Origin of the sequence: Streptosporangium sp. NPDC048047 (assembly GCF_040653115.1) — a bacterium.
GTDB lineage: Bacteria > Actinomycetota > Actinomycetes > Streptosporangiales > Streptosporangiaceae > Streptosporangium.
Window position 1 is genome coordinate 107577 of the sequence record NZ_JBEZNH010000005.1, and the last position, 24016, is coordinate 131592.

The following is a 24016-nucleotide window of genomic DNA, read 5'->3' on the forward strand; positions in this document are numbered from 1 at the left end:
CCCGGTACGGCTCCCCATCCGCCGGGGCGGGGAGCCGTACCCGTTTCGTGGCTCTGAGCTGCGGCGACGCGATCGGGAAGGGGATTGGAAGTCCCCATGAACGGTTAGACGTCAGACATGAGAACGATCACCCACTGTTTCCGTATCACAGTGATGATCACCGTTTCCACGGCGATCCTCGCCCCCGGTCCGGCTCGTGCCGGAACCGTACCCTCCCGGAACTCCCGCGACGTCCCCGCGCCGGGGCCGCCCGTCCTGAGGTTCGGCGACGGCGCCGGCCTCGGCCGGGAGATCGTCGCGGTGAAGAAGCGGCTCAACGGGCTGGGGTTCAACGCGGGCCCGCCCACCCCCGTCTACGACTCCGGCATGCGCACGGCCGTATGGGCCTTCCAGAAGGCCAACGGGATGCGCCCGCTGGACCGTATCGACACCGCCACCTGGCGGGCGCTGGTCCATCCGGCGCGGATCAGGCCGCTGGTGCGCGACGGGGAGCCGTCGAGGGTGGAGATCGACCTGCGCCGCCAGCTCCTCACCGTCTGGCGGCGCGGCAGACCCGTGCTGGTCAGCCACGTGTCCACCGGCGCGGAGCGGTCCTACTGCGAACGCGGCCACTGCGGGTTCGCCGACACCCCGCCCGGCGACTTCCGGGTGGGGGAGCGGGTGCGCGGCTGGTCGATGGGCTACCTGGGCGCGATGTACTACCCCGTCTACTTCAACGGCGGCATCGCCATCCACGGCTCCACGCTCGTCCCGCGCTACCCCGCCTCCCACGGCTGCGCCCGCATACCCCTGAACAACGCCGTGCCGCTCTTCCGCCTGGCGCGGCCGGGGGAGCCGGTCCACGTCCGCCGGCCCGCGCCGGAGCGGGACCGTCTCCCGGATCGGGGCACGGATCGGGACGCAAATCGGGGCACGGATCGAGGCACGGATCGAGGCACGGATCGGGACGCGGACGGCCGCCGATGAGCGCCGGAGCGGCGACCGGTGGGATGCGGGCATAAAATCTGCAGGGTGAGCACGAAGATTCTCCCTGAGAGCGACGTCCGGCCGAACCTCTCGCACGGTGACGGCGACCACGAGCGGTTCGCCCACTACGTCGAGAAGAACAAGATCATGGAGAGCGCGCTGAGCGGCACCCCGGTGCGCGCGCTCTGCGGGAAGGTCTGGGTGCCCAACCGCGACCCGCAGAAGTTCCCCGTCTGCCCCGAGTGCAAGGAGATCTACGAGGGCCTCCCCAAGGGTGAGGACTCCGGCGGCGAGTGAGTGTTGCTCGCGGCTGATCGCCGCAGGTCAGGCTAAGGTCGGTTCTCGCCGGACGGCGAACGACCGGCCGGGGTGACCTGTCGGGGGAGTGCATGGCTCGGCGCGCGATCGCCGTTCTCGTGATGTGCGTGTCGGCGGCGGGCTCCGCTCCCGGCGCACCGTCGCGGCCGTCCGCGGTGGCCGGACCGGCCCGGTGCGCCGAGACCGCGCGGGCTCCGGTCCCCGGCATGCCGGCCGTACGGGCGCCGTTCCCCGGCGCGCCGGCCGAGAACACCCGGGTCCGGGAGTCGTTTCCGGGCACGCGGGCGCGGGCTCCGTTCCCCGGCGTGCGGGGCGAGGCCGCGCGGGCGCGGGCGCCGCTCCCCGGCGCGCCCGTCGAATCGCACGGCTCCGGCCGGGTCCAGGCCGAGGAGATGCTGGCCGACCTGCGGGCACGCCAGGCGAGGCTGCCGCGTCCGGCGGGCCTGAGCTGGACCCCCGTCACGGTATCCGTCCAGGCGCACGTCATCACCGCCGGTTCCCTCGGCGCGCCCGACGACGCGGTGCGCGCCCAGATCGCCACGCTCAACGCCGCCTACGGGGGGCGGTACGGCGGGGCCGACACCGGGATCAAGTTCCGCCTCGACGGCCTGACCCGGACCGACGATCCCGTGCTGTTCCGTGACCCGCTGGGCCGTCTGGCGACGCTGGAGCGGATGCGCCGGGGCGGGCCGGAGACCCTCAACCTCTACATCGCCCAGCTCGGCCGCCTGGTACTGGGCTACTCGACCTACCCGTACTGGTACGCCGGCGACCCCGCGGGCGACGGCGTGGTCCTCGACTGGCGCACCCTGCCGGGCGGTTCGCTGCGCGACTTCGGACTCGGCTTCACCGGGGTCCACGAGATCGGCCACTGGCTCGGGCTGCTGCACACCTTCGAGAACGGCTGCCTGCCGCTGGGCGACACCGTCGACGACACCCCGTCCGAGGGCCTCCCCACCCAGGGCTGCCCGGTGCGCAAGGACACCTGCGCGGGCGACGGCGCGGACCCGGTGCACAACTTCATGGACTACACCCACGACCGGTGCATGTCGGGGTTCACCGAGGGCCAGGCGACCAGGATGCGGGAGATGTGGACGGCGTACCGGCGGACGCCGCCCGCCGGGCCGGAGCCCGAGGCGACGCACCGGCAGGCGCCGGCCGCGGGGCCGGAGGCCGGGACGATGCGCGAACGGGCGCGGGCCGCCGTGCCGGAGCCGGAGGCCGGGACGATGCGCGAACGGGCGCGGGCCGCCGGGCCGGAGCCGGGCACGCCGTACCGGCAGGCACCGCCCGCCCGGTCGTAGCGGGACACTACCCTTGTCAGGTGACAGTACCGAAGACGGTTGAGACTCCGTACGAACCCCCTCGTATCTTCGGCCCCGCATACCGCACCGCCTCGTTCGGCATCCTGCTCGTCGTCACGCTCATCGCGTTCGAGGGCATGTCCGTCGGTGCGATCATGCCGGCGGTCTCCAAGGACCTCCACGCGCTCGACCTGTACGGCATGAGCTTCTCCGCCTTCCTCATCGCCGGCCTGTTCGCCAACGTCGTCGCGGGGCTGTGGTCCGACCGGCGCGGGCACGCGGCGCCGTTCCTCCTCGGCGTCGGCCTGTTCGTGGCGGGCATGGCCCTGGCCGGCGCGGCCGGCTCCAAGGAGCTGTTCATCGTGGCCCGCGCCGTACAGGGCCTGGGCGGCGGCGCGACCATCGTGGCGACGTACGTGATGATCGCCCGGGTCTACCCCCCGGTGGTCCGGCCCAAGGTGTTCGCCGCGCTGTCGGCGGCCTGGGTGCTGCCCGCGATGATCGGGCCGAGCGTCGGCGGCGCCATCGCCGAGGTGTTCAGCTGGCGCTGGGTCTTCTACGGCATCGTGCCGCTGGTGATCCCGGCGATGCTCATGCTGCTGCCCGCGCTGCGCACCGGCGGGGGCCCGGCGCCCGTGCCCGCCACCGGTCCCCGCTCCCGGCCGCTGGCGATGACCCTGTCGGCGGCGGCCACCGCCGCCGGCGCCGGTGTTCTGCTGTACGGCGTGGACCGCCTGCACACCGCCCCCGTCGTCGGCGGCGTCGCCACCGCCGTGGGCCTGGCCGGACTGGTCGCGGGCCTGCCCCGGCTGCTGCCCGTGGGGGCGCTGCGGTTCGGCCGCGGCCTGCCCACCACGATCATGATGCGCGGCCTGCTGTCCTCGGCGTTCTTCGGGGTCAACTCCTTCATTCCGCTGGTGCTCACCTCGGTGCGCGGCTTCAGCGTCGCCGAGGCCGGGATCGCCCTCACCACCGGCGCGCTGGGCTGGTCCACCGGCTCCTACCTGCAGAGCCGCCGCGACTACGACCGCGCCCTGCTGGTGCGGATCGCCGCCGCCGCGGTCACCGCCGGCATCCTTGCGACCCTGCTGTCGCTGGTGCCGGGCGTCACCGGGTGGATCGACGTGCCCGCCTGGATCATCGCCGGGTTCGGCATGGGCGTCGGCGTCGCGAGCATCAGCGTCACCGCGATGCGCCAGTCTCCCGACGAGGAGCAGGGGGCGAACTCCGCCGCCCTCCAGGTCGTCGACACCCTGGGCAGCGCGCTCATGATCGGGTTCGGCGGCGTCCTGATCAACCTGGTCGGCCACGACGACATCGCCACCGGATACGCCATGATCGTCATCCTGACGGCGGCCGTGGGGCTGTTCGGCACGATCATCGCCGTGCGCATGCGCGAGCCCGTCTCCTGAACGCCGCGCCCGTCTCCTGACCGCGCGCCCGTCTCCTGACCGCCGCGCCCCGGAAGAGCCTGCCTCCTGATCGCGGCGGCCTCGGAGAGCCCGCCTCCGGGCCTCGGCTGCCCCTCCGGCGGCGTCCGCGCCCGGCCGCGGCGCTTCCCCCTGTCGGTCCACGGCCTGATCTCCGTACGAGCCGTACGGACGTCCGGAAGGCCAGGGAGGAGCGCGGCGGTTCCCGATCGGTCTATGGCCTGATCGCCCTCCGGAAGGCATGGTAGGACGGGATGACCGTGACCACCGGAGGGAGTCGTCGTGGGCGAACGGCCTCGCCGGGCGTGGCAGCCGGAGGAGCCCGGCGGGCGCCCGCACCCCCCGGAGGAACCTGAAGGACCCTCGCGTCCCGCCGGGTCCCCCGCCCCCGGACGCCAGCTGGGGGCGCCCCGGGACTTCGAGGAGTTCTGGACGCCGGACGACCACGACCCCCCGGGCTTCCGGGGGTTCCGGATGTTCCGGGGACTCCGGGGTTCCCGTGACGCCCGGGACTCCTCGAAGCCGCGGGACGCTCGGGACGCCGAGGGGGCCCGGAACCCCGGAGGCTCCGCAGGCCGCGAGGGTTCCGGTGGTCTTGAGGACTCCGGGGGCTCCGAGGGCTCCGGAGGCGACAGCCGGGTGTGGCCGCCGGAGGAGCGCGGGCGGCGGGGCCAGCACCGCGCCCGGCCCGGGGAACGGCCCGGGGAAGGACGGCCCCGGCGGCCCGAGGAGCGGGCCCGGCCCGGGGACGCCCGGTTCGCCGGGGAGCGAGCCCGGATCGCCGAGGAGCCCGCGCCTCCGCCTCCGCCCGCCCGGCCCCGCCGGGCACGGCACGCGGGGGAGCCCAAGGAGGACGACCTCCCCTCCCCGGCCCGCTGGTACGGCGGGCCCGCAGGAGTGCCGCGCGAGGACGACCTGCCGCCGTCGGCCCGCCTGTACGGCGCGCCCGCCGCCCCCGCCCAGGCCCGCGTCCCCGGCCCGCTGCGCCGCGTCCTGCTCGTGCTGCTGGCCGTACTGGTCGCCGGCGGGGCCGTCGCCTGGGGGGCCGCGCTCCTGCTGCGGACCCTGCCGTCGTCCTCGGGACCCGCCGCGGTGAGCGACCCCGCCGCCGGAGTGCGCTACCCGCTGCCCGAGGGCTGGCGGACGGGCGGCCCGCCGCCGGTCACCGGGTTCACCTCCGTGGCCGGCCGGGACGGGCTGGTGACCGTGCTGACCAGGCCCGCCGATCCGGTGACCGACGCGCGCAAGGAGACGGTCCGGCTCGCCGACCTGTACGGCAGGCTGCTGCTGCACGGCGACGAGGTGAAGGTCACCGAGGACCGGGAGGTCACCGTGGGCGGGAGGACGGGCTACAGCCGCACCCTGCGGGCGGAGTACAGGGACGTGGTCAACCGCCCGGCCTACCTGCGTGTGATGTTCCTCACCGGCCGGACGGGACCGCCGGTCGTCGTGCTCGCCGCCGCCCAGCCGGACGACCCCCGGACCCGCGCCGAGATCGACACGGTGGTGGCCGGGATCCGCTAGGGGGCGGCGCCGTACGGTGTCCGGAGCCCTTTAGCACCCGGAGGCGATATTGGCGAGCATCTCACCGGATCGGCACGTCCTGTCGGCGACTCAGATTACGCTGGTGACACTGTGAGCACTTCCGCCGCATCCCACCTGTCCCCCTCGTACCCCGACCGCGCAGCCTGGGGCACCGCGCCGAAGCTCCGTGCCTGGCAGCAGGAGGCGTTCGACCTCTACTGCCGCCGCGCGCCGCGTGACTTCCTCGCGGTCGCCACGCCCGGCGCCGGCAAGACCACCTTCGCGCTGCGCATCGCGAGCGACCTGCTGTCGCGGGGGATCATCAAGGCTGTGACGATCGTCACACCCACCGAGCACCTCAAGAGACAGTGGGCGGACGCCGCGGGCCGGGTCGGCATCGCCATCGACCCCGAGTTCAAGAACAGCCAGGGCGCGACCTCGCGCGACTACGTCGGGGTGGCCGTCACCTACGCGCAGGTCTCGATGCACCCGGCGCTGCACCGCGCGCGCACCGAGGCCCGCAAGACCCTCCTCATCTTCGACGAGATCCACCACGCGGGCGACGCGAAGTCCTGGGGCGACGGCGTGCGCGAGGCGTTCGAGCCGGCCGCGCGGCGCCTGGCGCTGACCGGCACGCCGTTCCGGTCCGACGTCAACCCCATCCCGTTCGTCACCTACGCCGAGGACGGCGAGGGCATCCGGCGCAGCGTCTCCGACTACTCCTACGGCTACGGCCCGGCGCTGGCCGACGGCGTGGTCCGCCCGGTGATCTTCCTCGCCTACTCCGGCGAGATGCGCTGGCGGACCCGTGCCGGCGACGAGATCGCCGCGACACTCGGCACCCCGCTCACCAAGGACCAGCTCGGCCAGGCGTGGAAGGCCGCGCTCGACCCCAAGGGCGACTGGATCCGGCAGGTGCTCCACGCGGCCGACCGGCGGCTGACCGAGGTGCGCCGGGGCGTCCCCGACGCGGGCGGCCTGGTGATCGCCACCGACCACGAGACGGCCCGCGCCTACGCCCGGCACATCCGTTCGATCACAGGCGAGGGCGCCACGGTCGTGCTGTCCGACGACCCCGACGCGTCCAAGAAGATCAAGATGTTCTCCACCTCGCAGGACCGCTGGCTGGTCGCGGTCCGGATGGTCTCCGAGGGCGTCGACATCCCCCGGCTGGCGGTCGGGGTGTACGCCACCAGCACCTCGACCCCGCTGTTCTTCGCCCAGGCCGTCGGCCGTTTCGTCCGGGCGAGGAAGCGGGGGGAGACCGCGTCGGTGTTCCTGCCCTCGGTGCCCACGCTGATGGGCCTGGCCGGGGAGATGGAGGCCGAGCGCGACCACGTCCTCGACCGCAGACCGGCCGAGGAGGGGCTCGACGACTTCCTGCTGGAGGACGCCCAGCGCACGAAGGACAACCCCGACGTCGTCGGCGACGAGCTGCCGTTCGAGACCCTGGAGGCGGTCGCCACCTTCGACCGGGTGCTGTTCGACGGCGGCGAGTTCGGCACCGCCGCCGAGCCCGGCTCGCCCGAGGAGGAGGACTTCCTCGGCCTGCCCGGTCTGCTGGAGCCCGACCAGGTGCGGACCCTGCTGAGCAAGCGCCAGTCCGACCAGCTCAGGGCCCAGCGCAAGGCCCCCGAGCCCAAGGAGACGGAGCTCGCCCCGCACGAGCGGATCGCCGAGCTGCGCCGCGAGCTCAACGGCTTGGTGGGGGCGTGGAACCACCGCACCGGCCAGCCGCACGGCGTCATCCACGCGGAGCTGCGCCGGGCCTGTGGCGGCCCGGCCATCGCGCAGGCCACGGCCGAGCAGGTCCAGGAGCGGATCGCCCGGATCCGCCAGTGGGCCACCCAGCGCCGCTGACCCTCCGCCCCGGCTTTCCCGGGGTGGGCCCGCTCTGACGCCGGACCCGCCCCGGTCCAGGCTCACCCGGACCGCTCCGGGCCCGGCTCACCCGGTCCCGGCTTCGGCGGCGGTCAGGCCCGGTCGAGGGCGATGAGGAGGCCGCTGCGGCCGTCCACCGTCCGCAGCCTGCCCCGGACCGGCGGCGGGGCCAGGCGCGCCCGCACGGAGGCGACGCCGTCCGACACGGCCACCGGGACGGTCCTGGCTCGGGCAGGACGGTGCTCCAGGGCGCCCTCGTTCAGCCAGATCCGCACCTCGTGTCCTTCCCGGCCCTCCCGGCGCAGGAGAACGGTGGCGGTGCCGCACTCGTCCGCCGTGGCCGGCCAGAACAGCCGCAGCGCCCGCGGCTCGCCCGCGCGGCGGACCAGTGCCGCGCGCTCCGGCACGACGGGCCGGGCGGCGCAGGGTACGGCGGGCCGCGCCGGCCCGGCCGTCCGGAGGTGGACCCCCGCGTGCCCGGCCGTGCCCGGGGCGATCGCGTGCCCGGCCGCCGCCACGGCCACGGTGTCCCGGGGCACGGCCGCCCCCGGGCCGCCGCCGTTGACCCAGACGGTGACCGCCTCCAGCCCGGCCAGCGCGCACACCGCCCCCGCCCGGGCCGAGCCCCGGCCGCGCACCAGCAGCCACAGGGACAGGGGGGCCAGGACCAGCCAGGAGACACCGAGCAGCAGCATGGGCGGACACCACCGTGAGATCGAAGAGCGTTTCCGCTCTCCGTGATACTCCTGCCACGGCCGGTGGTGTCGGCCTTGGACGTTCCGTGACCGTCCTTTACGAACGGATCACCGGGGCCTTCACCCCCGGGGACCCGGGGAACGGCCGCGCCGTTCGGGCGCGGGACCGGCCTCCGGTCATCGGGGCGTCACCCCGGGGGGCGGCCGCGCCGCCTGGGCGCGGGACCGGTCCCCGGTACGGGCGCGCCTCCCCGGCGGGCGCCCCGCCGTTCAGGCGCCGACCACCGGTTCGCCGCTGAGCTCGACCCCCGCGGCGCGCAGCTCGGCCAGCGCCGCCTCCGTGGTCGGCCGGGCCACCCCCGCGGTCAGGTCGAGCAGCACCCGTACGGCCAGCCCGCCCGCCGCCGCGTCCAGCGCCGTGGCGCGCACGCAGTGGTCGGTGGCGATGCCGACCACGTCCACCGAGTCCACGCCGCGGTCGGCGAGCCAGCGGCCCAGGGGGGTGCCGTCGGGCGCGGCGCCCTCGAAGCCGCTGTAGGCGGCGGCGTGGGCGCCCTTGCTGAACACCTCCTCGGCGAGGGAGCCGTCGAGGGCCGGGTGGAACTCCGCCCCCGGCGTCCCGGCGACGCAGTGCGCGGGCCAGGAGCCGACGTAGTCGGGTTCGGCGGCGAAGTGCGGGCCGGGGTCCACGTGGAAGTCGCGGGTGGCCACCACGTGGTCGTAGCGGTGGGCGGCGGCGTGCCGCGAGACGGCGGCGGCCACCTCAGCCCCGCCGCTCACCGCGAGGCTGCCGCCCTCGCAGAAGTCGTTCTGGACATCGACGATGATCAGTGCATTCGTCACGAAGCTAGTCAAACACGGTCGGAAGGACCGCGTCTCCCCGGGAGAGATGGTGGGCGTCCGAGGGAAGCTCCGCCAGCGCCTCGCGGTGCCAGGCACGCGACGCCTCCAGGCTCTCGCGGCCGACGACCTCGCCGCCGCGCACCAGCGGCACCTGGAGCGGCCGGGCGCCCGGAACCTGGAGCGGCCCGGCGTCCCCGGCCTCCCGCCCGGAGGTGAAGACCAGCTCGGCGTCCGCCGTACCGGAGGCGTCGAGCCGCCGGAAGGCGCGCTTGCGGCCCCCGCGGCTGGGCTTGCCCACCGACTTCTTGGCCACCGGCGCGAGGACCCCGGAGGCGTCCTCGCGGGCGACGAGCTTGTACACCATCGCGGCCGTCGGCACCCCCGAGCCGGTGACCAGGGACGTGCCGACGCCGTAGCCGTCCACCGGGGCCGAGGCCAGCGACGCGATGGCGTACTCGTCGAGGTCGCTGGTGACGATGATCCGGGTCTTGTGCGCGCCCAGCGCGTCGAGCTGCGCGCGGACCTCCGTCGCGACCTCGCACAGGTCGCCGGAGTCGAGCCGCACCGCGCCCAGTTCGGGACCGGCCAGCTCCACGCCGGTCCGCACCGCCTCGGCGACGTCGTAGGTGTCCACCAGCAGCGTGGTGCCCGCGCCGAGCGAGACGATCTGCGCCTGGAAGGCGTCCCGCTCGGAGTCGTGGAGCAGCGTGAACGCATGGGCCGCCGTCCCGGCGGTCGGCACGCCGTACAGGTGGCCGGCCATCAGGTTGGAGGTGGAGGAGAAGCCGCTGAGGTAGGCGGCGCGCGCGGCGGCGACCGCGGACCTCTCGTGGGTACGGCGCGAGCCCATCTCGATGATCGGCCTCCCCGCCGCGGCGCGCACCATCCGGGCTGCGGCGGTGGCGATCGCGCAGTCGTGGTTGAGGACCGACAGGATCACCGTCTCCAGCAGGACGGCCTCGGCGAACGTGCCCTCCACGGTCATGATGGGGGAGCCGGGGAAGTAGCACTCGCCCTCGCGGTAGCCGTACACGTCGCCGGAGAAGCGGTAGCCCGCCAGGAAGTCGAGGGTCGGCTCGTCCACCACCTCGCCGTCCCGGAGGAACGCGAGCTCCTCGTCGCCGAACCGGAAGTCCTCCACCGCGTCGAGCACCCGGCCGATCCCGGACACCACGCCGTACCGCCGCCCGCCGGGCAGCTGCCGGGCGAAGACCTCGAACACCGCGTGGCGGGACGCCGCCCCGCTGCGCAGCGCCGCCTGCAGCATCGTCAGCTCGTAGTGGTCGGTCAGCAGCGCGGTGCTCGTGGAAGTACTCACGATTCGAAGACTATGGGGACGGTAGGGCAGACTGTTCCTGTGGGTGGCATCGCTCCGATGGAGGTCGAGCGTCCGGAGACGGACGTCCGGCCAGACCTGCCATGGGTCACCGTCGTCTGGAACGACCCGGTCAACCTCATGTCCTACGTCACGTACGTCTTCCAGACCGTCTTCGGCTACTCGCGGGAGAAAGCCGAGAAGCTCATGCTCGACGTGCACCAGAAGGGCAGGGCCGTGGTCTCCAGCGGCACCCGCGAGGAGATGGAACGCGACGCGCAGATCATGCACTCCTACGGCCTGTGGGCCACGGTGCAGCACGACTCGTGAGCCGCCGGGCTCCTTGCGGGCCCGTCGCGGGGACCGCCCGGCGGCGGGCGGACGAGTGAGGACAGGCGAGTGAAGGCAGGCGGCCGGTGAGTTCGGGATTCAGACGGGGACACGAGGGCGGGGTGATCGCCGTCTTCGAGGACGCCGAGGTCTCGATCCTGCGCTCGCTCGCGGCCCAGATCCTCGACCTGATCGAGCCCCCCGAGACCGGCGACGACCCCCTGGAGCGCGCCCTCGGTATCGGGCCCTCCACGCCGTCCGAGCCGTCCGGCGACCCGGTGCTGGCCCGGCTGTTCCCCTCGGCGTACGAGGACGACCGGGAGGCCGCCGCTGACTTCCGCCGCTACACCGAGGCCACCCTGCGCGACGGCAAACGGACCGACGCCCGGACCATGCTCGACAGCGCCGCGCCCGGCCGGGTCGAGCTCACCCGCGAGCAGGCCCACTCGTGGCTGCGCGCCCTCAACGACGTACGGCTGGCACTCGGCACCCGCCTGGAGGTGACCGAGGACGTCCACGAGGAGTTCGCCGAGCTCGCCGAGGACGACCCCCGCTACCCGGCGTACGTCACCTACGACTGGCTGACCTACCTGCAGGACACCCTGGTCCGCGCCCTCTGACGGGCCCGTGGCCCCAGGGCGCGTCCCGGCGGCGGCGTCCCCTACCCGGAGGGGTCCGGGCGTCCCCGGCTCCCTTCCCCGGTTCCCTCCCCAGGTCACGACGCGGGTCCTCCCGGGCGCTCTGGTACCTTCCAGGCATGCTCACGATCTCTCGGGAACTGGCTGACAGGATCATCGCCCACGCCAGGGCCGACCACCCGGACGAGGCGTGCGGGGTGATCGCCGGTCCGGCCGGTTCCGACACACCCGAGCGGTTCGTCCCGATGGAGAACGCCGAGCGGTCGCCCACCTTCTACCGCTTCGACTCGATGGAGCAGCTCCGCGTCTGGCGGGAGATGGACGACCGCGACGAGGAGCCGGTGGTCATCTACCACTCCCACACCTCGACCGAGGCGTACCCCTCGCGCACCGACATCAGCTACGCCTCCGAGCCCGGCGCCCACTACGTGCTGGTCTCCACCCGCGAGGAGCTGGGGGAGGACGCGGAGTTCCGCTCCTACCGGATCATCGACGGCGTGGTGGAGGAGGAAGAAGTGAAGATCGTCCCCGCGTGACCATGCGGCACCGGCATATGGCGTAATCATCCTTTTCGATAAACTGGGCACGCCGACCATCGACCCGAGCCAGGAGGACCGACATGCTGTCACGTCCCTGCGCGCGGGCCCGGCACACGGGCCTGGCGCCCGTGCAGACCTACCTCTTCGCGCACACTCCCACCGTCGTCGTCTACGACTGTCGCTGAACCACGGCTTTCCGGAAAACCCTGCAACCCCGCCCGGAATCCCCCTGTGCCCGCCGGTGTTCTGATCCGGGGGCGAGCACTCTCATGACGACACAAGGAGATTGACCCGCGATGGCCATCGAGGTTCGCATTCCGACCATCCTGCGCACCTACACCGACGGCGCCAAGGCCGTCGACGCCAAGGGCGCGACGCTCGAGGAGCTGATCGGCGACCTGGAGACCCGGCACCCCGGGCTGCGGGACCGCCTGGTCGACAAGGGCGCGCTGCGCCGCTTCGTGAACGTCTACCTCAACGACGAGGACGTCCGCTTCCTGGGCGGCCTGGAGACCCCGGTCTCCGACGGCGACACCGTGACCGTGCTGCCCGCCGTGGCCGGCGGCGCCCGCTAGGCCCTGCCTCGTGGATCCCCGCCCCGGCGGGGGATCCGCATGACGGGGCTTCTCCAGGCCCTCCGCCGTCACCGGCCCTCCGGCGGGCCGGTGACGCGCCACTTTCCAGGTCCCGCCGCGCCGCCGGGTACGGCCGGCCGCCGGGACGCCACGAAGGACGACGCGGAAGCCACACCATGCGCTTTGACTCACTGATCGACTCCGTCGGCCGCACCCCGCTGGTCGGCCTGCCCCGGCTGTCCCCTTCCGAGGACGTGCGGGTCTGGGCCAAGCTGGAGGACCGCAACCCGACCGGTTCGATCAAGGACCGCCCGGCGCTGTGGATGATCGAGCAGGCCGAGAAGGACGGGCTGCTCAAGCCCGGCTGCACGATCCTGGAGCCCACCAGCGGCAACACCGGCATCTCGCTGGCCATGTCGGCCAGGCTCAAGGGCTACCGCCTGATCTGCGTGATGCCGGAGAACACCTCCGAGGAGCGCCGCCAGCTCCTGCGCATGTGGGGCGCGGAGATCATCCCCTCCCCGGCGGCCGGCGGCTCCAACGAGGCGGTCCGGGTGGCCAAGGGCCTGGCCGCCGAGCACCCCGACTGGGTGATGCTCTACCAGTACGGCAACCCGGCCAACTGGCGCTCCCATTACGAGACGACCGGCCCGGAGATCCTCGCCGACCTGCCGGCCGTCACCCACTTCGTCGCGGGCCTCGGCACCACCGGCACCCTCATGGGCGTCGGCCGGTTCCTGCGCGAGCACGTCCCCGACATCAGGATCGTCGCCGCCGAGCCCCGCTACGGCGAGCTGGTGTACGGCCTGCGTAACATCGACGAGGGCTTCATCCCCGAGCTGTACGACCCCGAGGTGCTGACCACCCGCTTCTCGGTCTCCTCCGGCGACGCGCTGCGCCGTACCAGGGAACTGCTGGCCACCGAGGGCATCTTCGCCGGGGTCTCCACCGGCGCCGCCCTGCACGCCGCGCTCGGCATGGCGGCCAAGGCCGTCAAGGCGGGGGAGCGGGCCGACATCGTGTTCGTGGTGGCCGACGGCGGCTGGAAGTACCTGTCCACCGGCGCCTACGAGGGCACCCTCGACGAGGCCGAGGAACGCCTGGAGGGCCAGCTCTGGGCCTGAGCTCTGGGCCTGACGGGAAGAGCGGCCCGGACCGGCCGGAAGGGCGCCGGCCCGGGTTCGTCGCGTGAGGGCGGATGAAGACTATTCGATCTTCCACTGCTGATCGGCCAGGGTTGGCGTCTTGCAGTCGAACTGCTGCATCTGACCCGACGTGTTCAGGGTCAGGCACTGCCCGCTGTGCCGGAAGATCAGGAGGTGGTAGCCGTTGCTCTTGCGTTCGAGGCGGACCTCCTGGTTCGCCGCGCCGGTCCGGCAGTCCCACTGCTGGACCAGCGCCCTGAGCGCGAGACTCTGCTTCTGCACGTCGAGGCACTTACCGGAATGCCTGGCGACGACCTGGAAGAAGCCGTTCGTCGTGGGCCGGAATGTGAACCGCTGGTTGACGGCCGTCGTGCTGCACGTGCTCTGAATCGCCACGGTGCCCGTCGTCGTATTCGGCACCGAGACACACTTTCCGGTACTGAGCAGTTTGAGGTGCCGCTCACCGGTCGGCGCCGGAACCGGCGTGGGCATCGTGTAGCCACGCACCATCGCGATGGCGGGGTCGGGATCCGGGAGGCGGACCTGGTGCATACAGGCCTCCGCCGGATTATCGGTGTTGCGGGGATTCGGGCTGTAGGTCCAGATGAGTACGCCGCTCACACCGGACAGGAAGTAGCCGTCGAACTCCCGGGCGAACATCGCTGAACGCTGTTGTGTCGTGATGGCACAGCCCGGCCCCGCGACTATTCCGGTCTCTCCCACGATGAACGGCTTGTTGAGCTGGTAGAGCTGCGACAGGGTCGGAGCGAGATGCCGGGAGACGACCTGGTCGCTGTGGTCCTGGTCGTACTCGTGCAGGCTGCCGACGTCGATGTTCGGCCCGCTGTGGAGCAAGCCGTAGTTCGCCGACGTCCCCGTTCCGCTGGTGAACTCGGCCATGGTTCCGCTCTCGACCAGGTGATGGGGATCGATCCCCTTGATGACCGCGGCGGTCTCGTCGAGGAACGTTTTGATCATCGTTGTGGAGACGCCGGTGGTCTGCTGCCCGGGTTCGTTGATGATCTCCCACATGCCGATCGCCGGGGAGTCCTTGTAGCGGGTGACGACTTTTCGCACCCACGACAGGTAGGCGTCACGGAAGCCTCCTCCGTACCAGGCGGCGTCCTTGGCCGCCTCCCCGCAGTCACGCCCCTGGTTCGCCAGCGAGAGGATCAGCTTCTGGCCGTTGGCCTCCGCCCGTTCGACGATGAGGTCGAGCTTGTCGACGCCGTACGCCTCGAACCCCCATGTGCGGCTCATGGCCGCCGGGGGAAGTCCGCCGAAGTAGGTGTCGAGCTGCGTCCGCGTCCATGGCGTGCCGGTCGCGCAGCCGCTCATGCCGAAGGCGTTGAAACCCGTGAAACGGTACGTTTCGCCGTTGAGCATCAGGTTCCGGCCGGCCCGGTAGACGAATCCGGGAGGTACGGCATCGGAGTTGCCCGTCGACGCGTGAGCCGCCTGCGCCGGTCGGGAAGACGGCTGAGTCGCTTTGGCCGTCGCCTGCGCCGGCCGCGAAGGCGGCTGAGTCGCTTCGGCTGCCGCCTCGCCGGAGGCGAGGCCGGGCATCCCGCCGAAGAGGGAACCGGCCACCACGAGCAGCGTCGCGGGAACTGCTGACCGGAGGAATGTTTTGGGCAAGATTTTCTCCTAGAAGATCACCCGAAGAGGCGTCATACCCTTGAGCGTGCGGGCCGATCGCATCGAGAGTTCAAGATCATAACATTCCGTTGTATTCGATGCCGGGCGGAGCGATCCCATGGAGGGCGGGGAGCATCACCCGGATCGGGCCCGGTGCGCCCTCTCCTGCTCGCGGCACGGGTGGTCGTGTGCGGTGCCGGTGGGTCTCCTGCTGACCGGTTGAAGCGAGATCCTGTACGGACCGCGGCCCGGCCCTCCGGTATGACCTCCGCTTCAGGGTGATTACTACGTATTGAAAACGATATTCGGAAATATCCTCTTTGCGGGTCAGGTTCGGGGACCATCCAGGCATGTCAGAGCAACACTGTGCGCAGGAGTCACACGAGCTCAGGCCACACGTTCCGAACGTGGCCCGCATGTACGACTACTTCCTCGGCGGGAAGGACAACTTCGCCGCCGACCGGGACGCCGCCGAGAAGATCATCGCCATCACGCGCGAGGCCGGAGGCGACCTGCGCCTGCTGGCCCGCGAGCACCGGGCGTTCCTCGGCCGCGTGGTCCGCACGCTCGCCGGGATGGGGGTGCGGCAGTACCTCGACATCGGAACCGGGCTGCCCACCAAGGAGAACGTCCACGAGGCGGCCCAGCAGGTGACGCCCGACGCCCACGTGGTGTACGTCGACAACGACCCGGTGGTGCTGGTGCACGCCCGGGCGCTGCTGCGGGACGACCGGCACACCCGGATCGTCGAGGCGGACCTGCGCGACCCCGCCGGCATCGTGGACCACCCCGAGGTCCGGGCCTTCATCGACTTCGACCGGCCGGTGGCCGTGCTCCTGATGGCAATCCTCCCGTTCATCACGGATGAGGAGGACCCCGGACGGATCGTCCGCGACCTCACCGCCCGCCTGCCCTCCGGGAGTCACGTGGCCATCTCCCACTTCTGCGCCGCGCAGACCAGTCCCGACCTCGTCCAGGAGGCGCAGAACGTCTACGCCCGGACGGGACCGACCGGGATCACGCTTCGCAGCCAGGAGGAGATCCTCGGGCTCTTCGACGGCCTCGAACTCCTCGACCCCGGTGTCGTCCCCATCAACGCCTGGCGCCCCGACCGGGAGGAGGAGGCGGCACCGGCCGACTTCAGCCGCCCGTCCTGGCTCGGCGGCGTCGCCCGCGTACCCTGATCCTCGTCCCGGAACGATCGGCGGTCGTGACCGGGGCCCTCGACGAGACCGGGGAGCGACCGAGGCCGGCTTCTGGCCCGGCGTATTGTGTCACCCTCAACTCATGTCGTCCGGTGTGAGCAGCCCGAGGCGAAGCGCCGCGCGCTCGTAGACGTCCATCTGAGCTCGGGGACCGACGGCGAGGATCTGGATGACAGGAAGCGTTCGCGGGCGATGAGCAGGTAATTCGCGGTAGACGATGCGCCAGCGTGCGAGCCTGGGGATCTCGTCGAAGTAGAGGCGGCGGCATCCGGTGAGATCAGGGTCGGCCGTGCCGATGAGTTCTCTCCCGCGTTCCTCTCCGTACATGAGGTTCTGAATCCGAAGGACCGCGATGCTTCGGAGGCGGTGTGTCGGAAGGTTCTTGAGATCGTCGTGGACCTCGGGCCTCAGGCGGACGTCGAAAACGCGTTCACGGGGGGACATGATCCGGAGAGTAGTCGAACAATGACTCTCCGGAGTCATGTTGGGGCATTGTGTTATGCGGCTGACTCCCTCCCGGGGGGAGGGGCGGCGCATGGCTCCTCCAGGTCTATCCCGAGGGAATCCGCCACCTCCTCCAGGGTCAGATCGGATTCGGCCGTCGAGTTCGCGAGGCGGTCCCGGATAAGGGGGGCCAGTTGGATCTCGTCGATGAGATCCGCGAGCTTCTCATAGAGTTCGAAGCTGATGATCACGGCTTCGGGCTTGTAACGGCGACCGATGACGACCGGTTCGGCCTGGAGGCCCTCTTCGCCGATGCGGGCGATGGTCTCGCTGAGCTGGGCGCGGGCGGTGGAGATTGGTTCCACGTGTACGAACTTCGCCATGTCGTGATCGTAGCACCACGGAAAGTCACTTGTACAAGTAGTTGTACAACTTTTCGTCGCGTCTGAACGTGTCCTGACGGGCGGCCGGCTGGCCGATCGGATCACGCTTCCCCTTCTCCTGGAATGACCGTCAAGACGGGGGAGCGGGCCGACCGACAGCGTGTTCGTGGTGGCCGACGGTAGCTGGAAGATCCGTCCACCGTCGCTTATGAGGGCACTCGGACGAGGTCGAGGAGCACCTGAAGGGGGACGCCGTATTCTGCCGCGCTCACGGCCTCGTCCGCGCCTCAAGCTGCTGGACGACCCTGTCGATCGGCGCACTAGCGTCGATCTCGGCGGTGCAGGTAGCCCGGAGCAGCGGCTCCACGTCGGCCAGGTCGCGCAGGATGGCCTCACGCTCCTCAGGGCGCTTGCCGAAGGGATTGTTGGTCCGCGTCGCGATCCGGGCGAGCATGATCTCAGCGGGAGCGCTGAGCAGGACGACGTGGTCGAACCGCGGGTAGAACCGCCCCTGGTTGGTCTTGCAGCCGGCTACGAAGAGGGCGCCCTCGCGGTGGCCGGTGAGCAGGTCGTCGATGGCCGACTCCCGCCACGCCCAGTCGGTGGATCCGTCCGGCAGGGTCACCCAGTGGCTCCACCGGCCGCTGTCGGTGTCGACGGCGCGATGGCCCCGGGCCGCCAGCATCTCCATCGCGGTGGACTTGCCGGTGCCGGACATGCCCGTGACCAAGACCTTCGCCATCGGCCGAGACTACCGCGCCACCCCGAACTGCCGGAGCTGACAGGACCCCGGGCTTCGCGCTTTCCCGGTCGATCACAGCGCAGTCGGAGGAGCGTGATCCCTGCCGCTGCTGATGTCGTTGCCGCGATCCTCTACAAGAACGAATCTGGCGGGTCGCTCCTGCCTGCGCGGGGACAATGCTCCCCGTGAAGGCGGGGCCGTCGCTGTGCCTTCGGATCAGGCGGCACGGTACTCGTCATCGATCTGGTCCGGCAGGAATGACGCGGGGATGCCATGCCCGATCAGGAAGCGGCGCTCACGCTCGAACACCTCGCGGGTGTGGCAGGCGTAGGTGGCCACATCTCAGAGGAGAGCGTGTCGCGAAACGGCCCCTCCTAGTCGTCGATCAGGTAGCAGGAATGGGTGCCTCGCATCCAGTCATGTCCGAACTCCGTGCCGGTGACGCGGCCGACGAGCACGAAGGCGGAGGTGACGCACTCCGCGAGGGGCGGGCTGTAACCGTCCAGAGACAGCTGGGTGAACTCCTCCCACTCGGAGGGCATGTCCTCCTCGTCCTCCTCCCCATGGGTCTCCGACCACTCCTCGTAGGCGAGCCAGCCGGGCAGCAGATCGGGATCGGTTCGCCAGCTCGTGTCCGCCCAGTCGAACCGCAGCCCTTCCGCATAGGCGTCGAGCGCGTACGGGTCGCCGCCGCGACGGGCCTTGGGCCGAGTGACACTCATCTCGGTCAGGTAGCTGCCGTCGGCCGCGTATAGAAGGGTGCCGGGATCATTCACATGCCGGCTCAGCCCAAGCGCCCGGCCGCCCATCGACAGCTCGTCGAGGGCGTCGATGGCCTGAACGCCGTGGTACTGCACCACTTGGGTCCATCGGTCATTCAACCGGCCGATCCATACCGCGCCCTCGTCTTCGGAGAAGTCGCGATTCTCCAGTTCCGCCCAGCTCAGCTGAACTTCGCTCCCGAGATTCGCGCCCATGAGCCGCGCCGTATCATGCACTCCCCAGTTCTCCACCCATAGGCCCAGGAACTCCTGGCCCATGCCGTAGGACCGGATGAGATGCCACAGCCGCTCCCCATCTCTCACTTTTTCTCCTCGCGAATCGGGTAGAGGCCGCCGGTACGGCTTTCGCCGCGCCGGCGGCCCACGTTTCTACTTGATATGCACCCAGGACTTGTCGTTGGCAAGCACCCGACATCTGGCGTAGAAGATATTCAAGTGCCTGCCGGCGCTCGTGTTCTGGCGCACATCTCGACCTGGTGCACATCAGGCCCGGCGTCCCATCGGAGGTGCGGGGTGCATTGGTGCGTTTCACGGTCCGTACGGTGGCCGAGAACGGTGCTCTGCATGTGGTCACCGCGCTCGACGTTCCCGAACTGCGCGGGCTTGGGTTCCGGCCCGTGAACGGGGGCGGCCTCACGTTGCGTACCAGCGATGCCGATCCGCCGTCGGTTCCTGTCGCCGTGGGCGGACCCCGGGCGTCGCCCGTCCACCCCGCCCGGGGTCCGACCTTCGCATGACCGGGGTGGAGACCCTCCGCTGGTGCGTCCTTGGAGGATCGCTCACCACCGGTGCGGGCGATGAGCGGGGCGCCGGGCTCACGAGATCCGGCCGGAGAGCTGGAACCAGACGACGCGGCCGGCGGCGGTCTCGTACCAGCCCCAGGCGGTGGCCAGCTCCTGGACCAGCCACAGGCCGCGCCCGCCACTGCCGTTGCCGTCGGCGTCCGGGCACAAGGCGGGGCGGCATCCCTCGGCCCCGGCGTCGATGACGTCGATGTGGAGCGTTCCAGAGTGGTTGGCGACGGCGACGAGGACCCGGCCGCCGGGGACGCGGCCGGAGTCCGAATGCCGTACGGAGTTCGTCACCAGTTCGGTGACCAGGAGGAGGGCGTCGTCGGTGTGCGGGTGCTCGGTGTCGTCCAGCAGGTCGCGGACGTAGCGGCGCATCCGGGGGACGGTGGCGAACTCGGCGGGCAGCTCGACCTGCCCGAGCAGTCCCAGCGCCCTCACCGGACGACCTCGGCGAGCCGCTCGGCCAGCTCACGCATCCGGCTGCGCCGTGGCGGGCCCGGCAGGAGTTCGTCCAGCTGGTCGTGGTCCAGCTGGCCGTGGTCCGGCTGGACATGGTCCGATCGGTCGCGGTCCGGATGGTCATGGGCCGGTCGGTCGTGGTCCGGTCGGCTGTGGGTCCGCCGACCGGGGACACCGGGCCAGGTGAAGGTCACCGTACGGCCGTGCTGAGCGGTGACGGGCCTGGGGCGGCCCGGGGGGAGGAAGACCTCCATGCTGGGCCTGCGACCGGGCGGGAGGCGGACGACGGAGTCGAACCCCAGATCGTTCAACTCCCACGCCAACTCCACCAGCCGCCCGCTTCCCTCTGATAGATCGCTTACGTCCATTCTCTTACCCGCCCTCCTGGGATCAGAGCTGTCCCCTAAATGCCACTAGATGCCGCATTGTCACGCTTCCCTCTTAGAAGGTCACGCTCTGTGTTCGCCCAGTGTGCATGACCTTCGAGCGCCTTGCAATAGAAAACAAAATGAACGATGTGCATGTTGATTCGCCAAGATCACTCCGGCAGACTGCCCGCAGTGAACACGGAGGGGATTGGCATGGGTGCGCAGCGGAGTCCATCGGTGCGTAGACGTCGACTTGCGGCCGAACTGCAACGCCTCCGCAAGGAGTCTGGTCTGACGAGAGACCAAGTAGCCGAGCACGCGGGATGCTCGCCGGTGACCGTCACGCGCATCGAATCGGCTGCCAGCGCCGCGACAGTCGGCCTCGTTGCGATGATGCTCGACCTCTACAGCGTCACCGACGAACGCCGAGAAGCACTGATGCAACTCGCGCGTGATGCGCGTAAGCGCGGCTGGTGGTTCAAGGTCTCCGAAGCGATCCCGGAGTGGGTTCAGAGCTACGTGGGCCTGGAGGAGGAAGCGACGAACTTCCAGGAGTACCAGTCAGAGTTCGTTCCCGGCCTCCTCCAGACTGAAGGCTACGCGCGGGCCGTCATGAGATCCGCCCCTATCCTGCCGACGGAGGAGGAGTTGGAGCGGCGTCTCTCTGTGCGCATGCAGCGCCAAGAACGAGTGCTGGAGCGGACGGACCCGCCAAAGATGTGGTTCATCCTCAACGAGGCGGTCATCCGTCGACCGGTCGGTGGCGTCGAGACGATGCGCGGACAGCTCCAACGCTTGGTTCGGCTCTCCAAGACCAACCACGTCACGATCCAGATCATGCCCTTCGCAGCCGGCGTTCACCCCGCGATGGATGGTGGCTTCACCATCTTGGGTTTCCCTAAGCCGTCCGACCCGGACAGTGTGTACGTTGAATATTGGCAGGGAAGCGTCTATTTGGAGAATCGGTCCGAAGTAGAGGCATACATCCTGCTTTTCAATCATCTACGTGCACAAGCTCTCGGGCCTGATCAGACCCGAGACATGATCACACAGGCCATGCAGGAAACCTGAGCGGATGGAGACGCAGGTCTATGATCGATCGGTCCCGGGTGATCTGGCGTAAGTCCAGCCAGAGCAATGCCAACGGCGGCCAGTGTGTCGAGGTTGGCGTCTGGCGGAAGAGCTCTCTCAGCGGTGGGAACGGCGGCAGCTGTGTTGAGGCGGCTTCCGCTGTGGATTCTTCTTTAGAAGCTCAGTTTGACGGCCTCTTCCTGCTTCGTGACTCCAAGGACCCCGACGGCCCGGTGCTTTCCTTCTCCTCCGGAGAGTGGAACGCCTTCCTTGCCATCATCAAGAGTGGCCGGTTTGACGCGTTAGCCTGATCAACTCCTTGACGACCCACTGTGTACCGGTGGCAGGAGGGTGAAGAGGCTCTCCGGGAGATACGGACCAGGTCCGGGTGCCGACTGAGCAGGAGTGATGACTTTGCGGCATCCAGAGCCGACCGTACGGAAGGACATGAGTCCTGCGCCACCGGCGCCCACTCGCAGGCGAAGGCTTCCGTCTGCCTGATCACGAGGGCTACGGCCTGACCCGGTAGCGACCGGTTCGGCTCCGTACGGAAAAGGGCAGCGCCCGCGGAGGCGGACGCTGCCCCGGGGTGTGGATCAGCCGGCGTGGACCGGGCGGCCGGTCCTGGTGAGGGACGGGTTCTCCGCCGACCTCCTCGCGGCGGACGGCTCCGTCGGGTACTCGGGAGCGCAGCGGGTGCCGGGCTGCGGCACCTTGAGCTCGATCAGATAGTCCGCGATCGTGTCGTGGGCGCAGACGCTGTTGCGGAACTGGCCGTGCCCGACGCCCTCGTACTCCAGCAGGACCGACTGCGGGATCTGCCGCGCGGCCGCGTGGTTCCAGGCCGCCGGGGTGCCGACGTCGTGGCGGGCGGTGGCCACCAGGATGGGCGGGGTGTCACCGATGTTGAGCCGGTGCTGCGGGTTGGAGACGGGGCCCTGCCAGTTGAGGCAGCTCGTCACGTCCGACCAGAACGGCGAGAGCTTCGTGTGCGGGGCGATCGTCTCAAGGCGCCGCCGGTACTGGTCGAGCTGGGCGAAGCTCGTGACGTCCCACTTCCAGTCGGAGCACCAGATGGCGGGGTAGGGGTTGGCGACCGCTTCGGCCTTGGAGGTGAGCGAGGGCGGCGGCGCGGCGCCCTCGGCGAGGGCCTTCAGCCAGTCGGCGGCGTCGAACCAGTCGCTCGGGGCGTACATGTAGTCGAACAGCCCCACCCGCAGTTCCTCGGCGGAGATCGGGTGTCCGTCGGCGGGGTCGGTGAGGTCTCCGGCCGTGGCCCTGGCGTGCAGGCCGTCCCACACGTCGACGACCTTCTCGTCGTGCAACGCGCAGGCCGCGGTCTCGCCGCACCACTTGGCGAATTCGAGGAAGCTGCCCTCGAAGTCCTCCGTCGTGGTCTTCAGGTAGTGCCACGCGGAGGTGATGCTGTGGTCCATGTTGGAGTCGATCGCCATCGCCCGGATGTTCTGCGGGAACATCTCGGCGTACTGCTGGCCGACCTGTGTGCCGTAGGAGATCGCGAAGAAGCTGATCTTGCTTTCGCCGAGCGCGATCCGGATCGCGTCGACGTCGCGGGCCGCGCTGGTGGTGTCCACGTGGTCGAACAACGGGCCGGTCCGCGCGCGGCAGTCCCTGGACAGGTCCGCGTTGAACGTCAGGAGCGACCGGTACTCGGCCTCGCTGGCCGGATAGGTGACCGGGGTGCGGTCGACCAGGTCCTCGCTGCACACCGCCTGCGTGCTGCGACCGACGCCGCGTGGGTCGAGGCTGACCAGGTCGAAGTACTGGCGGACGGGGTCGCTGTCCGGGATGCCGCGGTTGAGGATGAGCGAGTTGATGCCCGAGCCGCCGGGGCCGCCGGGGTGGACGACCAGCACGCCGATCCGCTTGGCGGGGTTCAGCGCCTTGAGCCGTCCGATCGCCAGGTTCAGGGTCGGCCCGTTCGGCTTCTTCCAGTTGATCGGCACCTTCAGGGTCGCGCACTCGCCCTTCTGCGTGGTGCCGCACTCCGTCCAGGCGGGAGGCTCGGAGGGGCGCCACTGCGAGGCGGAGGTCTGGGCGGCGGGTCGTCCGGCGGAGGACCGCTCAGCGTGGGCGAGGGCCGGGTGCGTGAACGAGGCCGTCAGAGCGAGCCCCGCGAGCGCGACGGTGAACAATCGCGTCTTCATGGATTCCTTTCATGAGCGTGCGCCGTGTGCGAGGGGGCGGCGACGGGTCAAGGACGTGTGGAAGCGGCCTTGACCGAGGCGGGTGGCACCCGTGGTGGAACGAGTGCTGCGGCGCCTGTCATGGAGGTTCACCCGGTCCTTCTGCGACGCCCGCCCCCTGGGCGGCATGAGAACCCGACGGAAACGTCCAGGAACCCACGCCCGAAGATCGCAAGTAGACGGGTGGATCTTGTCGTAGTCCGCATTCGGCCGCAAAGGGTTTCAGTCCTGGCTGAAAGGGTGCTTCATCCGCGGCCGTACCGGGCCCGCGTCATGGGGACCCCCTGCGGCGGATGATCTGGGCCGTGAACGGCCGGAGCCCGGCGACGGGTGGTCGCCGGGCTCCGTTCCAGGGCGTGGACCGGGTCTTCTCCCGGTCCCGGGCCTCACGTGACGGCCGGCCGTACGGCCGCCGGGCGCGAG

Annotated in this window: 26 protein-coding genes; 14 read left to right on the top strand and 12 right to left on the bottom strand. The window is 70.7% G+C overall.

The genetic code is table 11. The annotated features are described in order from the left end of the window. Positions 1-153 precede the first annotated feature (153 nt). The 6 genes from AB0D67_RS06245 (at position 154) to AB0D67_RS06270 (ending at position 7402) form a co-directional block, all read left to right on the top strand. Positions 154-966, top strand: a complete 813-nt coding sequence (locus AB0D67_RS06245) for a L,D-transpeptidase family protein (protein ID WP_362930786.1) — start codon at positions 154-156, stop codon at positions 964-966. Between the two features lie 45 nt (positions 967-1011). After that, positions 1012-1263 (top strand): DUF3039 domain-containing protein, encoded by a 252-nt coding sequence (locus tag AB0D67_RS06250; protein ID WP_346022096.1) that lies wholly within the window; start codon positions 1012-1014, stop codon positions 1261-1263. Between the two features lie 92 nt (positions 1264-1355). Further along, positions 1356-2588, top strand: a complete 1233-nt coding sequence (locus AB0D67_RS06255; RefSeq protein ID WP_362930516.1) for a M43 family zinc metalloprotease — start codon at positions 1356-1358, stop codon at positions 2586-2588. Between the two features lie 20 nt (positions 2589-2608). After that, positions 2609-4000: an MFS transporter gene (locus AB0D67_RS06260; protein WP_362930518.1), complete on the top strand. Its 1392-nt coding sequence runs from the start codon at positions 2609-2611 to the stop codon at positions 3998-4000. A 300-nt stretch (positions 4001-4300) separates the two neighbouring features. Continuing rightward, the gene (locus tag AB0D67_RS06265) at positions 4301-5542 is read left to right on the top strand and encodes a hypothetical protein (RefSeq protein ID WP_362930520.1); all 1242 of its coding nucleotides are present in this window, start codon (positions 4301-4303) and stop codon (positions 5540-5542) included. 111 nt (positions 5543-5653) lie between these two features. Beyond that, positions 5654-7402 carry a DEAD/DEAH box helicase gene (locus tag AB0D67_RS06270; RefSeq protein ID WP_362930522.1) on the top strand — a complete coding sequence of 583 codons (1749 nt, stop codon included), beginning with the start codon at positions 5654-5656 and terminating at the stop codon, positions 7400-7402. 113 nt (positions 7403-7515) lie between these two features. Here AB0D67_RS06270 and AB0D67_RS06275 read toward each other — a convergent pair whose 3' ends face one another. The 3 genes from AB0D67_RS06275 to AB0D67_RS06285 form a co-directional block, all read right to left on the bottom strand. After that, positions 7516-8118: a hypothetical protein gene (locus AB0D67_RS06275; protein WP_362930524.1), complete on the bottom strand. Its 603-nt coding sequence runs from the start codon at positions 8116-8118 to the stop codon at positions 7516-7518. Between the two features lie 270 nt (positions 8119-8388). After that, positions 8389-8961: an isochorismatase family protein gene (locus AB0D67_RS06280; RefSeq protein WP_362930526.1), complete on the bottom strand. Its 573-nt coding sequence runs from the start codon at positions 8959-8961 to the stop codon at positions 8389-8391. A gap of 4 nt (positions 8962-8965) precedes the next feature. Further along, positions 8966-10279, bottom strand: a complete 1314-nt coding sequence (locus AB0D67_RS06285; RefSeq protein ID WP_362930528.1) for a nicotinate phosphoribosyltransferase — start codon at positions 10277-10279, stop codon at positions 8966-8968. Between the two features lie 12 nt (positions 10280-10291). Between AB0D67_RS06285 and clpS the strand changes: the two genes are divergently transcribed. The 5 genes from clpS to AB0D67_RS06310 all read left to right on the top strand — a co-directional run bounded on the left by clpS (position 10292) and on the right by AB0D67_RS06310 (position 13482). Continuing rightward, the gene (gene clpS, locus AB0D67_RS06290) at positions 10292-10606 is read left to right on the top strand and encodes an ATP-dependent Clp protease adapter ClpS (protein WP_362930530.1); all 315 of its coding nucleotides are present in this window, start codon (positions 10292-10294) and stop codon (positions 10604-10606) included. An 86-nt stretch (positions 10607-10692) separates the two neighbouring features. After that, the gene (locus tag AB0D67_RS06295; protein WP_362930532.1) at positions 10693-11226 is read left to right on the top strand and encodes a DUF2017 domain-containing protein; all 534 of its coding nucleotides are present in this window, start codon (positions 10693-10695) and stop codon (positions 11224-11226) included. 137 nt (positions 11227-11363) lie between these two features. Continuing rightward, positions 11364-11780: a M67 family metallopeptidase gene (locus AB0D67_RS06300; RefSeq protein WP_362930534.1), complete on the top strand. Its 417-nt coding sequence runs from the start codon at positions 11364-11366 to the stop codon at positions 11778-11780. 299 nt (positions 11781-12079) lie between these two features. Beyond that, a complete protein-coding gene (locus AB0D67_RS06305) occupies positions 12080-12358 on the top strand; it encodes a MoaD/ThiS family protein (RefSeq protein ID WP_179819177.1) in 279 nt (92 codons plus the stop codon). Between the two features lie 176 nt (positions 12359-12534). After that, positions 12535-13482, top strand: coding sequence for a cysteine synthase (locus tag AB0D67_RS06310; protein ID WP_362930536.1), 948 nt, complete (start codon positions 12535-12537; stop codon positions 13480-13482). Positions 13483-13563: 81 nt separating this feature from the next. On the opposite strand, the gene AB0D67_RS06315 is transcribed toward AB0D67_RS06310, so the two are convergent. Further along, positions 13564-14889: an RICIN domain-containing protein gene (locus AB0D67_RS06315; protein ID WP_362930538.1), complete on the bottom strand. Its 1326-nt coding sequence runs from the start codon at positions 14887-14889 to the stop codon at positions 13564-13566. Positions 14890-15491: 602 nt separating this feature from the next. Between AB0D67_RS06315 and AB0D67_RS06320 the strand changes: the two genes are divergently transcribed. Beyond that, on the top strand, positions 15492-16325 hold the full coding sequence (locus AB0D67_RS06320; RefSeq protein WP_362930540.1) for an SAM-dependent methyltransferase: 834 nt from the start codon (positions 15492-15494) through the stop codon (positions 16323-16325). Between the two features lie 96 nt (positions 16326-16421). Here AB0D67_RS06320 and AB0D67_RS06325 read toward each other — a convergent pair whose 3' ends face one another. From AB0D67_RS06325 to AB0D67_RS06355, 7 genes are all read right to left on the bottom strand, one after another. Beyond that, positions 16422-16790, bottom strand: coding sequence for a hypothetical protein (locus AB0D67_RS06325; RefSeq protein WP_362930542.1), 369 nt, complete (start codon positions 16788-16790; stop codon positions 16422-16424). Positions 16791-16843: 53 nt separating this feature from the next. After that, complete coding sequence (locus tag AB0D67_RS06330; protein ID WP_362930544.1) at positions 16844-17173, bottom strand: type II toxin-antitoxin system Phd/YefM family antitoxin; 330 nt, start codon at positions 17171-17173, stop codon at positions 16844-16846. 268 nt (positions 17174-17441) lie between these two features. Next, positions 17442-17915 (bottom strand): AAA family ATPase, encoded by a 474-nt coding sequence (locus AB0D67_RS06335; protein ID WP_362930546.1) that lies wholly within the window; start codon positions 17913-17915, stop codon positions 17442-17444. Positions 17916-18131: 216 nt separating this feature from the next. Further along, positions 18132-18254, bottom strand: coding sequence for a hypothetical protein (locus tag AB0D67_RS06340; RefSeq protein ID WP_362930548.1), 123 nt, complete (start codon positions 18252-18254; stop codon positions 18132-18134). A 35-nt stretch (positions 18255-18289) separates the two neighbouring features. Beyond that, the gene (locus tag AB0D67_RS06345) at positions 18290-19000 is read right to left on the bottom strand and encodes a hypothetical protein (RefSeq protein ID WP_362930550.1); all 711 of its coding nucleotides are present in this window, start codon (positions 18998-19000) and stop codon (positions 18290-18292) included. 512 nt (positions 19001-19512) lie between these two features. Beyond that, positions 19513-19926, bottom strand: coding sequence for an ATP-binding protein (locus AB0D67_RS06350; RefSeq protein WP_362930552.1), 414 nt, complete (start codon positions 19924-19926; stop codon positions 19513-19515). Further along, a complete protein-coding gene (locus AB0D67_RS06355; protein WP_362930554.1) occupies positions 19923-20315 on the bottom strand; it encodes a hypothetical protein in 393 nt (130 codons plus the stop codon). The genes AB0D67_RS06350 and AB0D67_RS06355 overlap by 4 nt, the downstream gene beginning before the upstream one ends. A gap of 213 nt (positions 20316-20528) precedes the next feature. On the opposite strand from AB0D67_RS06355, the gene AB0D67_RS06360 reads away from it, so the two are divergent. Both AB0D67_RS06360 and AB0D67_RS06365 read left to right on the top strand, forming a co-directional pair. Continuing rightward, positions 20529-21386, top strand: a complete 858-nt coding sequence (locus AB0D67_RS06360) for a helix-turn-helix transcriptional regulator (RefSeq protein ID WP_362930788.1) — start codon at positions 20529-20531, stop codon at positions 21384-21386. A gap of 20 nt (positions 21387-21406) precedes the next feature. Continuing rightward, on the top strand, positions 21407-21697 hold the full coding sequence (locus tag AB0D67_RS06365) for a DUF397 domain-containing protein (RefSeq protein ID WP_362930555.1): 291 nt from the start codon (positions 21407-21409) through the stop codon (positions 21695-21697). Positions 21698-21982: 285 nt separating this feature from the next. Here the strand turns inward: AB0D67_RS06365 and AB0D67_RS06370 are convergent, their stop codons facing one another. Then, positions 21983-23554, bottom strand: a complete 1572-nt coding sequence (locus AB0D67_RS06370) for an alpha/beta hydrolase (protein ID WP_362930557.1) — start codon at positions 23552-23554, stop codon at positions 21983-21985. Positions 23555-24016: the final 462 nt, after the last annotated feature.